The organism is Azospirillum sp. A1-3, assembly GCF_023806445.1.
Lineage (GTDB): Bacteria > Pseudomonadota > Alphaproteobacteria > Azospirillales > Azospirillaceae > Azospirillum.
Genome location: NZ_JAMSLU010000001.1, coordinates 208,397 through 220,926 on the forward strand (window position 1 = coordinate 208,397; position 12,530 = coordinate 220,926).

The 12,530-nt window shown below is 70.1% G+C and carries 12 protein-coding genes; 3 read left to right on the top strand and 9 right to left on the bottom strand.

The features are described 5' to 3' along the window. Positions 1 to 116 precede the first annotated feature (116 nt). Complete coding sequence (locus M5E06_RS00945; protein ID WP_252136837.1) at positions 117 to 887, bottom strand: uroporphyrinogen-III synthase; 771 nt, start codon at positions 885 to 887, stop codon at positions 117 to 119. A 25-nt stretch (positions 888 to 912) separates the two neighbouring features. Beyond that, a complete protein-coding gene (gene hemC, locus M5E06_RS00950; RefSeq protein ID WP_109154886.1) occupies positions 913 to 1,851 on the bottom strand; it encodes a hydroxymethylbilane synthase in 939 nt (312 codons plus the stop codon). 144 nt (positions 1,852 to 1,995) lie between these two features. Between hemC and tsaD the strand changes: the two genes are divergently transcribed. Both tsaD and M5E06_RS00960 read left to right on the top strand, forming a co-directional pair. Further along, positions 1,996 to 3,069 (top strand): tRNA (adenosine(37)-N6)-threonylcarbamoyltransferase complex transferase subunit TsaD, encoded by a 1,074-nt coding sequence (gene tsaD / locus M5E06_RS00955; RefSeq protein ID WP_252136838.1) that lies wholly within the window; start codon positions 1,996 to 1,998, stop codon positions 3,067 to 3,069. 28 nt (positions 3,070 to 3,097) lie between these two features. Continuing rightward, positions 3,098 to 4,117, top strand: coding sequence for an NAD(P)H-dependent glycerol-3-phosphate dehydrogenase (locus M5E06_RS00960; protein WP_252136839.1), 1,020 nt, complete (start codon positions 3,098 to 3,100; stop codon positions 4,115 to 4,117). 6 nt (positions 4,118 to 4,123) lie between these two features. Here M5E06_RS00960 and M5E06_RS00965 read toward each other — a convergent pair whose 3' ends face one another. Then, the gene (locus tag M5E06_RS00965; protein WP_252136840.1) at positions 4,124 to 4,996 is read right to left on the bottom strand and encodes a LytTR family DNA-binding domain-containing protein; all 873 of its coding nucleotides are present in this window, start codon (positions 4,994 to 4,996) and stop codon (positions 4,124 to 4,126) included. A 2-nt stretch (positions 4,997 to 4,998) separates the two neighbouring features. Here M5E06_RS00965 and M5E06_RS00970 point away from each other — a divergent pair, with 2 nt between their 5' ends. Continuing rightward, positions 4,999 to 5,427, top strand: a complete 429-nt coding sequence (locus tag M5E06_RS00970; RefSeq protein WP_252136841.1) for a DUF2141 domain-containing protein — start codon at positions 4,999 to 5,001, stop codon at positions 5,425 to 5,427. A 9-nt stretch (positions 5,428 to 5,436) separates the two neighbouring features. Here the strand turns inward: M5E06_RS00970 and M5E06_RS00975 are convergent, their stop codons facing one another. From M5E06_RS00975 to M5E06_RS01000, 6 genes are all read right to left on the bottom strand, one after another. Continuing rightward, positions 5,437 to 6,132, bottom strand: a complete 696-nt coding sequence (locus M5E06_RS00975; protein ID WP_252136842.1) for a helix-turn-helix transcriptional regulator — start codon at positions 6,130 to 6,132, stop codon at positions 5,437 to 5,439. A 23-nt stretch (positions 6,133 to 6,155) separates the two neighbouring features. Next, positions 6,156 to 6,533, bottom strand: coding sequence for a VOC family protein (locus M5E06_RS00980; RefSeq protein WP_109154882.1), 378 nt, complete (start codon positions 6,531 to 6,533; stop codon positions 6,156 to 6,158). 109 nt (positions 6,534 to 6,642) lie between these two features. Next, the gene (locus tag M5E06_RS00985; protein WP_252136843.1) at positions 6,643 to 9,894 is read right to left on the bottom strand and encodes an error-prone DNA polymerase; all 3,252 of its coding nucleotides are present in this window, start codon (positions 9,892 to 9,894) and stop codon (positions 6,643 to 6,645) included. Positions 9,895 to 10,130: 236 nt separating this feature from the next. After that, on the bottom strand, positions 10,131 to 10,652 hold the full coding sequence (locus M5E06_RS00990) for a hypothetical protein (RefSeq protein WP_109154906.1): 522 nt from the start codon (positions 10,650 to 10,652) through the stop codon (positions 10,131 to 10,133). 15 nt (positions 10,653 to 10,667) lie between these two features. Beyond that, a complete protein-coding gene (locus M5E06_RS00995) occupies positions 10,668 to 11,234 on the bottom strand; it encodes a hypothetical protein (RefSeq protein ID WP_252136844.1) in 567 nt (188 codons plus the stop codon). Positions 11,235 to 11,368: 134 nt separating this feature from the next. After that, positions 11,369 to 12,427 (bottom strand): GGDEF domain-containing response regulator, encoded by a 1,059-nt coding sequence (locus M5E06_RS01000; protein WP_252136845.1) that lies wholly within the window; start codon positions 12,425 to 12,427, stop codon positions 11,369 to 11,371. Positions 12,428 to 12,530: the final 103 nt, after the last annotated feature.

The window sequence follows — 12,530 nt, forward strand, 5'->3', positions numbered from 1 at the left end:
CTGTTGTTCGTTTTAACGTCACAGCCCCCTGACCGGTCCCCCTCGTCCCCCGTACGGCTGACCCACCCACCCGGACGCACCAGGGGTGTAAGCCGTACGGCCGGACCGCGCCGGGTTTATCCGGCGACCGGCAACAGATCGAGCAGGGCGTCCTGCTCCGGCCGCGCCGCCACCCGTACGCTTCGCCACGGCATCACTCCCTCGTCGCCGTACGCACGGGCAGCCTCCGCGACCGCGGGGCTGAGGCAGAACGCATCGACCGTACGACAACAATCGACCAGCCCCGCCTCGGCGAGCAGCCTAACAAAGGATGCGGCGGTACGGGGAGAGAAAAACAACACGCCATCGAGCCCGGACGTACGCAAAAATGTCGCGGTCTCGTCCGACAGGGTTAGCGCGGGTACGGCATCGTACATCACGCTGCGCCGCAGCGTGAACCCGCCCGCCCCCAGCAGGCCGGCGAGGTCGCCCGCCACCTTGCTGCCGGCCACATGAAGAAGCGTACCGGCGGCCGGATCGCACAATCGGCGGACATGCTCTGCCAGCGCGTACACGTCGCCGGACGCGCTGTCGACCTGGGCGAAGCCGGCGGCCCGTGCCGCCCGCGCCGTGGCGTCGCCGACGGCGTGCACCGGACGGTCGCGCCGACTTGTACGTTTGGTGTAGGCGCGTACGCCGTTCGCGCTGGTGAACAGCAGGGCTTGTACGTCGGACAGGTCGGGTTCCGGCCCGTCGAGCCAGACCATCGACAGCATCGGCTCCACCGCCGTGGCGAAGCCGAGCGCTTCCAGCCGGCGGACCAGCGGCTCGGCATCCTCCGCCGGTCGCGTCACCAGAAGGCGCGTACGGCGGTCGGCGGAAGAGGATTGAGGCTGCTTTCCCGTCATGCGGAAAACCCGGCCCGGATGGCGGTCAGTGCGGTGCCGCGGCGAAGAAATCGGGCGGCAGTTGCGCCCGGATCTCGGCCCCGGCATCGGCGCCCAGCGACTCGGCGTCGGCGGCCTTGCCGCGGCGTTCCGCCCGGAAGATGATGCGTCCGTCGGTCGACAGCACCTTGGCGCGCAGATGCAGGTCGTCGCCGTCCAGCATCGCCAGCGCGGCGATGGGCGTGCGGCAGGAGCCGTCCAGCGCGGCCAGCAGCGCGCGTTCCGCCGTGACGCGGACCATGGTCTCCGCACAGTTCAGCGGGGCCAGCAGGGCGCGGGTGGCGTCGTCGGTGCTGCGGATCTCGATGCCGATGGCGCCCTGGGCTACCGCCGGCAGCATGGTTTCCGGTTCCAGCACCGCGCTGATGCGCTCGGTCAGGCCGAGGCGGCGCAGGCCGGCCAGCGCCAGCAGGGTGGCGTCCACCTCGCCCGCGTCCAGCTTGGACAGGCGGGTCTGCACGTTGCCGCGCAGCGGGAAGATCTTCAGGTCGGGGCGCAGCTCCAGCACCTGGGCCTGACGGCGCAGGCCGGCGGTGCCGACCACGGCGCCGGCCGGCAGATCGGCCAGACCGCCGCCGGAGCGGGAGAAGAAGGCGTCGCGCGGGTCCTCGCGCGGCAGCAGGGTGGCGATCTCCAGCCCGTCGGGAAGCTGGGTCGGCACGTCCTTCATCGAATGGACGGCCAGATCGGCGCGGCCGTCGAACAGCGCCTCCTCCAGCTCCTTGGTGAACAGGCCCTTGCCGCCCGCTTCCGCCAGGGTGCGGTCGAGGATGCGGTCGCCGGTGGTCTTGAAGACGACGATCTCGATGGCGCCGGGCGCAGCGAGATGCGGATGGGCGGCGATCAGGCGGTCGCGGGTTTCATGGGCCTGCGCCAGCGCCAGCGGGCTGCCGCGCGTCCCGATACGGAGCGGGTGGGTCGTCATAGGGCGTGTTCTAGGGGATCCGCGCAGCTTTGCAAGGATTCGTCGCCCGGTCATACGGAAGATTGAGGCGGATCAAATTTCATGCGCGCACTTGTCCGCAACTCCATCCTGTACCCGGACGGCCAAGGCGGCTAGGTTGGCGCCATGATCGTTCTTGGAATCGAAACGAGCTGCGACGAGACGGCCGCCGCCGTCGTCACCGACGCGCGCGAGATCCGCGCCGACGTCGTGCTGTCGCAGCTGGACGACCACACGCCCTATGGCGGCGTCGTCCCGGAAATCGCCGCTCGCGCCCATCTTGAACATCTGGACGGGCTGATCCGCCGCGCCATGGACGAGGCCGGGATCGGCTTCGGCGATTTGGACGCGGTGGCGGCCACCGGCGGACCGGGGCTGATCGGCGGCGTCATCGTCGGCGTGATGACCGCCAAGGCCATCGCCGCCGCGCGCGGGCTGCCCTTCGTCGCCGTCAACCATCTGGAAGGCCACGCGCTGACGGCGCGGCTGACCGACGACGTCGCCTTCCCCTACCTGCTGCTGCTGGTGTCGGGCGGCCATTGCCAGCTTCTGGCGGTGGAGGGGGTCGGGCGCTATCGCCGGCTCGGCACCACCATCGACGACGCGGTGGGCGAGGCGTTCGATAAGACCGCCAAGCTGCTGGGGCTGGGCTATCCCGGCGGGCCGCTGGTGGAGAAGGCGGCGGCGCGCGCCACCAACCCGGCGCGGTTCGAGCTGCCGCGGCCGATGCTGGGGCGTCCGGGCTGCGACTTCTCCTTCTCCGGGCTGAAGACCGCGGTGCGGCGGCATGTGGAGGAACTTGGGGGCGTCTTGTCCGATGCGGATCGCGACGACCTCGCCGCCGCCTTCCAGGCGACGGTGGCGGAGGTGCTGGCCGACCGCTGCACCCGCGCCATCCGCCGCTTCAAGGAGGATCACCCGCAGGGCGGCGCCCTGGTGGTCGCCGGCGGCGTCGCCGCCAACAAGGCGATCCGCAGCCGGCTGTCGACCTTGGCGGAGAAGCAGCGCATGCAATTCGTGGCGCCGCCGCTGCGCCTGTGCACCGACAATGCGGCGATGATCGCCTGGGCCGGGATCGAGCGCTTCCGGCTGGGAGAGAGCGACCCGCTGAACTTCGCCCCCCGCCCGCGCTGGCCGCTGGACCCGAATGCCGCGCCGGTGATCGGGCGCGCAGGGGTGGGTGCGGGGGTGAAGGCGTGATGGACTTCGTCAGCGTGAGAGACCTGCCATGAGTGCCGTGCCCCCCTCCGCCCTCAACCGCATCGGTGTCGTCGGTGGCGGCGCCTGGGGAACGGCGCTGGCCTTGGCGGCGTTGCGGGCCGGGCGCGAGACGCTGCTGTGGGCGCGCGAGCCGGCGGTGGTGGAGGCGATGAGCCTCCGCCGCGAGAACCGCGATTACCTGCCCGGCGTGCCGCTGCCCGACGCGCTGCGGGTCACCGGTGATCTGGCCGATCTCGGCGATTGCGACGCGGTGCTGCTGGTGTCGCCGGCCCAGCATGCGCGCAGCGTCACCGCGCGGATGGCGCCGTTGCTGAAGCCGGGGGCGCCGGTCGTCGTCTGCGCCAAAGGGATCGAGCTGGACAGCCACGCGCTGATGAGCGAGGCGGTCGGCGCCGCGCTGCCGGCCGGAAATCCGGTGGCGATCCTGTCAGGCCCGACTTTCGCGGCGGAGGTGGCGCGCGGGCTGCCGACGGCGGTGACGCTGGCCTGTGCGGACGAGGCGCTGGGCAGGGCGCTGGTCACGGCGCTGGGCAGCCACACCTTCCGGCCCTACCGCTCGGACGACGTCATCGGTTCGCAGGTCGGCGGGGCGGTGAAGAATGTGCTGGCCATCGCCTGCGGCGTCGTCGAGGGGCGGCGGCTGGGCGACAACGCGCGGGCGGCGCTGATCACCCGCGGGCTGGCCGAGATCACCCGGCTGGCGCTGGCGCTCGGCGGCCGGGTGGAGACGCTGATGGGACTGTCCGGGCTGGGCGACCTGACGCTGACCTGCTCCAGCCTGCAGTCGCGCAACATGTCGCTGGGGGCGGCACTGGGCGCGGGCAAGGCGCTGTCCGAGATCCTGGCCGCGCGGCGGTCGGTGGCAGAGGGCGTCTATACCACCGCCGCGGTGGTCGGGCTGGCGGCGAAGCTGGGCGTCGACATGCCGATCTGCACGGCGGTCGATGCCATCCTGAACCGCGGCGCCGGGCTGGACGAAACCATCGAGGGGTTGCTGTCCCGTCCCTTCCGCGGTGAAGGCGTTTAACGGCGTTTAGGAGACCGCCTTCTCGGTCCAGCCGGCGGCGCGCACCGAGGGGGCGTGGGTCCGGCTGACCGGGACCAGCAGGCCGTTGGTCAGGCGCAGCGACAGCTTGCCGTCCGGCTTGCGCTCCACCGCCGCGACCGCCGATGCTGCGACCCAGTAGGAACGGTGGACCTGCCGGCCGTCGATGCCCGCCAGCTCCGCCACCGCGTCGCGCATCCGCATCAGGATCAGGTCGCTGCCCAGCGCGGTGTGGACGCGGACATAATGGTCCTCCATCTCCAGCGCCAGCAGGTCGCGCCCCAGCTTCGCGGGGATGCGGTCGAGGAAGGGGGCGGGGCGGTTGGTGGCCGGTTCGCCGCCGGGGACGGACGCTTGCGGCGGGGCGGGGGGCTGGTGGCCGACCACGCCATGGTCGCGCAGCTCCAGCCACACCGGCAGGGCCGACACCAGCAGGGTGATGACCAGCACATAGCCATACAGCTCGGCCAGCCCGGCGGGGGTGAGGAAATCCTGGCTGCGCAGCCGGCTTTCCAGCAGGGCGACCACCAGGGTCTGCACGACGCTGACGGTCAGGAAGGCCGCAGCCAGCATCAGCGGCCATGTGCGTTCCAGGTTCGGCAGCACGCGGCGGGCGACCAGAATCACGAGTTCGAACATCGACCAGCCAGTGGCGATCAGCCCGCCCCAGTAGGCAAGCCGGACGGCGAAACCCATGTCACGGAAGGTGCCGAACGGTCCCAGCAGAGCCAATGCTAGGATGGAGGCCGCCAGCAACTGCAGGCGGCGGCGCAGCACGCGCCGGCCATAGGGAACGGGCGGCGACTGCCAGGGGAGGGCGGGGGATGAGGTTTCGGCGTTGGGTTGCGCGTTGGTCTGCAAGGATGGTCGCCCCAGGAACGGTGACAGTGACGCTGCTGGCGCTGGCCGCCGCTGGTCCGGCCGCCGCCGGGGAGCTTCGCGCAACCGTCCGCAACGTCAAGCCCAATCAGGGCAAGGTGATGGTCGCGCTGTTCGACAGCGCCGAGGCGCAGGCGGCGAAGAGGCCGCGCGCCGGCTATTTCGTCGCGGCGCTGGGACCGGAGTTGCAGGTGGTCTTCCCCGACCTGCCGGCCGGCCGCTATGGGCTGATCGCCTTCCAGGATTTGGACAACAACGGCGAGCTTGCCACCGGCCTGTTCGGCATCCCCGCCGAACCGCACGGCTTCAGCCGCTCCGCCCGCGGCAGCTTCGGCCCGCCGGGCTTCGACGATTACGCGGTGGCGGTCGGGGCGTCGGGCGTGGCGACGACGGAGATCAGGCTGGTGGAGTGACCTGCGGCCTCACCCGCGCGGACAGCCCTCCTGCCGCCAGCGGGCGAGATAGTCGTCCAGACCGCGGCCGGGGATCTCGTCGAATCGGCGCTCCAGGGGCATCAGGGTTTCCATGCGGTCGATGCGGAAGCTGCGGAACTCCTCGCGCAGCTCGCACCAGGCGCCCAGCGTCCACACCCGGCCCCAGAAGAACAGGCCCAGCGGCTGGACAGCGCGGGCGGAATGGGTGCCGTCCTGCCGCCGGTAGTCGAACAGCACGACGCGCCTGGCGTTGATGGCGCAGCGCAGCACGTCCATCCGCTCGCGCAAGGGGGCGGGGAAGGAGAAGTCGGGGACGAAGACGCGGCTGTCGGCCAACTCGCGCCGCCGCGCCTCCGGCACCACCGCCTCGACCTTGTCGAGCGCGCGGGCGGCGGCATCGGCCAGACCGCCGCCGACCCAGGCGCGGGCGAGGCGGGCGCCGACCACCAGCGCCTCCACCTCGTCCTGAGTGAACATCAGCGGCGGCAGGTCGTAGCCGTCGCGCAGCAGATAGCCGACGCCGGCCTCGCCTTCCACCGGCACGCCGGAGGAGGCGAGGTCGCGCATGTCGCGGTAGACGGTGCGCTCCGACACCTCCAGGCAGCGCGCCAACTCGGCAGCCGTCACCAGCCGCCCCTTGCGGAGATGCTGGACGATCTGGAACAGGCGGTCGGCGCGGCGCATGGCGGCGGCTCCGGTGAGCGGGATCAGTGCATCGAATAGAGGCCGACGCGGTTGCCCTCGCTGTCGATGAACTGGGCGAAATAGCCGATTTCCGGGGTGATCAGCGTCTTCGGCACGATGATGCGGGCGCCGGCCTGCTCGGCACGGGCCAGCGGGGCGGAGAGGTCGTCGCCGCCGTTCAGGTAGACGGTGGTGCCGTCGGCGCTGGGCTTGCAGGCCTCGTGCTTGATCAGGCAGCCCTTGACGGCGGTGCCTTCGGCCGGGAAGACGGCCATGGTCATGCCGCTGGGGCAGGGTTCCTGGACCATCTTGGCGGCGAAGACGGTCTCGTAGAAACCGACGGCGCGGGCGAGGTCGGTGACCGGAATCTCGAACCAGGTGACGACGTGCGGGATGTTCATCGGATTGGCTCCTGACAGAGGGGAGTGGGATGTTCGTGGTTCGTGCCGGCACGTCCCCTTGATAGCACACCCCCTCCTGACAGCGTGATGTCAGGAGCAATCAGCTCCTTCAATGAAAATTGCGGCCCTTGGGAAATGGGGCATGAGTCTCATTAGGGGCGGCATGGCGGTCCTCGCCGGTCAGTTCGGACAGCCGGTGGGTCAGATCGATCAGCGATTCCACCCGCAGATGCACCACGCCTTCGTGGTTCTGCACCCGGCCGGTGGCGGCCATCAGCCGCGCGGTCATGATCGGGCGGCGGAAGGTCTCGAAGGCGTCGGGCATGACGACGAGGTTGGCGACTCCGGTCTCGTCCTCCAGCGTGATGAAGACGACGCCCTCGGCGCTGCCCGGCCGCTGGCGGACCAGGACGAGGCCGGCGGTGGTCAGGCGGCGGCCGTCGCGGGCCTGGACCAGCCGCTCCGCCGGGGTGATGCCGGGCAGGCCGTCGCGCAGCAGCGACAGCGGGTGGGCCTTCAGCGACAGGGACAGGCTGGTGTAGTCCATCACCACATGCTCGCCGAGCGCCATGGCCGGCAGCGGCGCTTCGGGTTCCTCGGCAAGCGGGCCGTCCAGGCGGGCGAACAGCGGCAGCGGCTGGTCGCCCAGCGCCCGCACCGCCCACAGCGCCGCCCGACGGTCGAGCCCGACGGAGCGGAAGGCGTCGGCCTTTGCCAGCTTTTCCAGGGCCGCGACCGGCAGGCGGGCGCGCCGCCACAAATCGTAGGGGTCGCGATAGCCGCCGGCGCGGGAGAGGACGAGGGACTCGGCGTGCTGCGGGGTGAAGCCCTTGATCAGGCGGAAACCGAGTCGGAGATGAAGGCTTAATGCCCCCGATTTCTCCTTCTCCCCCCCGGGGAGAAGGTCGGGATGAGGGGGGTCGGCGCAGCCGAAGACGTCCGGCGGGTGCGTCCCCCTCTCCCCGGGGGGGAGAGGGGATTGTGGAGAGGGAGCAACCTCCACCGCGCAATCCCAGCCCGACAGGTTCACATCGGGCGGCAGCACCGTCACGCCGTGCTCCCTTGCATCGCGGACGATCTGCGCCGGGGCGTAGAAGCCCATGGGCTGGCTGTTCAGCAGGGCGGCGGCGAAGATGGCGGGGTGGTGGCGCTTGATCCAGGCGGAGACATAGACCAGCAGAGCGAAGCTGGCGGCGTGGCTTTCCGGGAAGCCGTATTCGCCGAATCCCTCGATCTGCTGGAAACAGCGCTCGGCGAAGGTGGGGTCACAACCGTTGGCGATCATGCCGGCGATGAACTTGTCGTGGAACAGCTGGACCTTTCCGGTCTTGCGGAAGGCGGCCATGGCGCGGCGCAGCTGGTCGGCCTCCTCGGCGGTGAAGCCGGCGCCGACCATGGCGACCTTCATCGCCTGCTCCTGGAAAAGCGGCACGCCCAGGGTCTTGTAGAGGACCGGTTTCAGCGCCGGCATCGGATAGGTGATGTCCTCCGCCCCGCTGCGGCGGCGCAGGTAGGGATGGACCATGCCGCCCTGGATCGGGCCGGGGCGGACGATGGCGACCTCGATCACCAGATCGTAAAATTTCTTGGGCTTCAGCCGGGGCAGCATGCTCATCTGCGCGCGGCTTTCGACCTGGAAGACGCCCAGGCTGTCGGCCCGCCCCAGCATCTCGTAGACCGCCGGATCCTCTTTGGGCAGGCTGTCGAGCGTCCAGCGTTGCCCGTGCACCTGCTCGATCAGGTCGAAGGCGCGATGGATGCAGGTCAGCATACCCAGCGCCAGCACGTCGACCTTCAGGATGCCCAGCGCGTCGATGTCGTCCTTGTCCCATTCGATGGTGCTGCGATCCTCCATCGCCGCGTTGGCGACGGGGCAGAGATCCGACAGCGGGCCGCGGGTTATGACGAAGCCGCCGACATGCTGCGACAGATGACGGGGAAAGCCGATCAGCTCCTGTGCCAGTTCCAGCGTGCGCTTGAGCCTTGGATCGTCGGGATCGACGCCGAGCGAGCGGGCGCGCTCCTCGTCGACGCCGTCGCGGCTCCAGCCCCAGATGGAGCCGGTCAGCCGCGCCACCAGATCGGCCGACAGCCCCATCGCCTTGCCGACCTCGCGCAGGGCGCTGCGGGCGCGATAGCGGATGACGGTGGCGGTCAGGCCGGCGCGGGCGCGGCCGTATTTATCGTAGATGTACTGGATCACCTCCTCGCGCCGCTCATGTTCGAAATCGACGTCGATGTCGGGGGGCTCGCCGCGGGCGGTGGAGATGAAGCGCTCGAACAGCAGATCGACCTCGGTCGGATCGACCGACGTGATGCCCAGGCAATAGCAGACGGCGGAATTGGCGGCACTGCCGCGCCCCTGGCAGAGGATGCCCTGGCCCCTCGCGAATCGGACGATGTCGTGGACGGTCAGGAAATAGGGGGCGTAGCGCAGCTCCCCGATCAAGGCCAACTCATGCTTGACGGCGGCGCGGACCTTGTCAGGGATGCCGCCGGGATACAGTCTTGCACCCCCCTCCCAGGTCAGCGTCACCAGCGTGTCCTGCGGATCGCGGCCCTCCGCCACTTCGTCGGGATATTCATAGCGCAACTCGTCCAGTGAGAAGCGGCAGGCCTCGGCGATCTCCAGGGTGCGGGCGACGGCGTCGGGGTGGTCGCGGAACAGGCGCACCATCTCGACGGCCGGTTTCAGGTGACGCTCGGCATTGGCGGACAGCCGCCAGCCGGCCTCGTCGATGGTGGTGTGGTGGCGGATGCAGGTCATCACGTCGGCCAGTGCCCGCCGCCCGGCGCCGTGATAGAGCACGTCGTTGGTGGCGACCAGCGGCACCCCCTCCGCCTCCGCCAGCCCGGCCAGCCAGCGCAGCCGCCGGGAATCGTCGCCCTGGTAGCGGTGGCTCGCCGCCAGATAGAGCTGCCCGCGCGCCAGCCCGCCGCGCCAGGCGCGCAGTTCGCGCAGGAACGACTCGTCACGCTGGTGGGGGGCGAGCAGCAGGAACAGCATGCCTTCGGCATGGGCCAGCACATCGGCGCGGGCGATGAAGCACTCCCCCTTCGGCGCCCGCATCTTGCCCACCGTCAGCAGCCGCGACAGCCGGGCATAGGCGGCGCGGTCGGTCGGGTAGGCCAGCAGGCTGTCGGCATCGGTCAGGTCCAGCCGGCAGCCGATCAGCGCCCGGATGCCCGCCTTCTTCGCCGCGGCGTGCATCTGCACCACGCCGGCCAGCGAATTGCGGTCCGTCACCCCCACCGCCGCCAGCCCGAGCGCCGCCGCCGTCATTGCCAGCTCGTCAGCGTGCGACGCTCCCTCCAGAAAGCTGAAGTTGGTGGCGACCTGCAACTCGGCGTAACGGATCATGGCAAGGCTCCCCGGCGCGCGTGGATGGGTGCGCGCGGGGATGATAGTCCGAAAATGGGATTGGTGTCATTATTGTGGCGGGGGAGAGGATAGGTGTCGGCTGACGATGCCCCCTCCCTAACCCTCCCCCGCTAACGCGGGAGAGGGGACTGCCGCTGAACTTCCGCAAAGCTCCTGCCCCCTCTCCCGCGAAGCGGGGGAGGGATGGGGAGGGGGCACCCGCGGCAGCCCCACATTCACCCCAGATAGGACTCGACGCCCATGACAGCGAAGCCCTTGTTCTCCGGGAAGCGGGCGTTGACCTTTTCGCGGGCCTTCTTCTCGTCCAGCGCCCAGACCAGGAAGCGCCGGCCGCGCTTCCAGCTGTCCAGCGCGGTGGGGGTGAGGCTGGCGTTGACGCGGGAGGCGTATTCGATGTTGACCACCCGCAGCAGCCAGCCCTGGTCCTTTTGGGTGCGGCGGTCGTCCAGCACATAGATGCGGCGGTCGGCGGCGCCGGCCGCCTTCAGGCGCTGTTCGAGATCCTCGCAGCCCAGCTCGGCCATCGCCTTGCGGCGGCGGGCATCTCGCAGGTCGCGGGCCTGCTGCAGCGTGACGCGAGCGATCTTCTTGATCCGCTCCACCTGCGCCTGCTTGCGCGCCACGGCGGTGGCGATCCGCTCCTCCGACGTCTTCAGACGGCGCAGGGCCAGCAGCAGCGACACCGCCAGCGAGGCGAGACCGACGAGGCCGGCGAAGATGTAGGGCATGCTGTCCATGGCGCGTCCTCTATCTCAGCTCGCTTTGGCGACGGGCGTGTCGGCGGACAGGAACTCCTGCATCCGCGTCACCGCATAGCCGAAGGCGGGCGGATAGCGCCGCTCGATCTCGGTCCGCGCTTCCGCCATCGAGCGCGCCCACACCTCGATCATCTGCGGCTGCGCCCAAGTCGGGTCGACCAGCGCGTGCTGGCTCTGCTGAACGGCGCCGGTGCCGACATATTTGTTCACCACCATGGCGACGTAGCAGGGACTGCCCTGGACCTCCTCGCCGATCAGGCGGACCAGCCGTTCGCCGGACTGGCGCGCATCCTCGATCTGGCGTTCCATCACCTTGCGGCGGCGCAGCACATCCTCGACCGCGCCGTCCAGTTCCTTCAGCTCGCGAATGCGATCGCCGCGGCGGGCTTCGAACTTCGTCTCCATCTTGGCGCGGCGGGCGATGACGTCGCGCACCCCCTCCGACCCGTGGCGGCGTTCGATCGCGCGTTCGCCGAACACGATGACGAGCTTGCCGATGCCGAACCCCAGCCCCGACAACCCGAAGGCGGTGATCAGCGCGTTGGTATAGTCCTGCCACATGTGCGAGTCCCCGATCGGGAATGCAATCCGGGTGGATGCTTCCGACCCTAAGGAGTACCCCCTCGCTTGCCGTGGTTCAATCGCGGCGCTGTAACGATATTTCACATGAAACATGCCGGTAGGGGACGAATGCCTTATCCCTCCGCCCGTTCCACCCGGTTGCGGCCGGCCTGTTTGGCGGCGTGCAGCGCATGCTCGGCGCGATGCAGGGTCTGTTCGACGCCGGGCTCAAAGGGCAGCCAGCTGGCGACGCCGATGCTGGCGGTGACGGGGATCGCCCGTTCCTCCAGCAGGATGGGGCTGTCGGCCAGGGCGGCGCGCACCCGTTCCGCCACCACGGCACTGCCGGTCCCGTCGGTTTCCGGCAGAAGCACGACGAACTCCGCCCCGCCGGAGCGGGCGATGTGGTCGGAGATGCGCAACGCCGCCCGCACCCGCTTCACCACCGCGCGCAGGACCGCATCGCCGGCAGCGTCGCCATGGGTGTCGTTGACCGCCTTGAAGCCGTCGAGGTCGAGCAGGAAGACGCCGAGATGCCGGCCATAGCGGCGCGCCCGCGCCAGTTCCGCCGCCGCCAACTCCAGGAAACGGCGGCGGTTCCACACGCCGGTCAGCGGGTCCAGCGTCGCCATGCGGTTGAGGCGGATGGTCGCCTCCTCCAGCGCGCGGCTGCGCTCGGCAAGCTTCTGTTCCAGGGCCGCCAGCTCGGCATAGGCGCGGAGTGCCGTGACCACGCTGGTGAACAGGCGGCGCGCCGTCAGTTCCGTCTTCGCGGTATAGCCGTCGATCTCATAGGCGAGGACCAGATCCTCCTCCGGCACGCGGGCCGGCTGGCCGGTGCGCAGGACGATGCGGATGGCGCGGTTGCCCAGGTCTTGGCGGATGCGGCGGACCAGCTGCAGGCCGGCATCCTCGGTCTCCATCACCACGTCGAGCAGGATGACGGCGATGTCCGGGGTGTCGCGCAGGATGCGCTCCGCCTCCGCCGCGCTGGCGCAGTCGAGCAGGCGGACGGGACGGTCGCGGAAGCGCAGCCGGGCGAGCGCCAGCCGGGTGACGGCATGCACCTCCGGCTCGTCGTCGGCGACCAGCACCAGCCAGGGCGGAGCGCCGGGATCGGCGGCATCCGCCGCGGCGGAGGCATTCCGCGGGTCGGGAGACTCGTCCGAGGCGAACAGGAGATCATGGGACATGGCTGCCGGCTCGGAACTGTCCACGGTACACGTAAGGATAGAACCATGCCGCCGCCGTCGATGCAACGGTGCCGAGTGCCGCGCCCGGTCTACATCGTTTCGA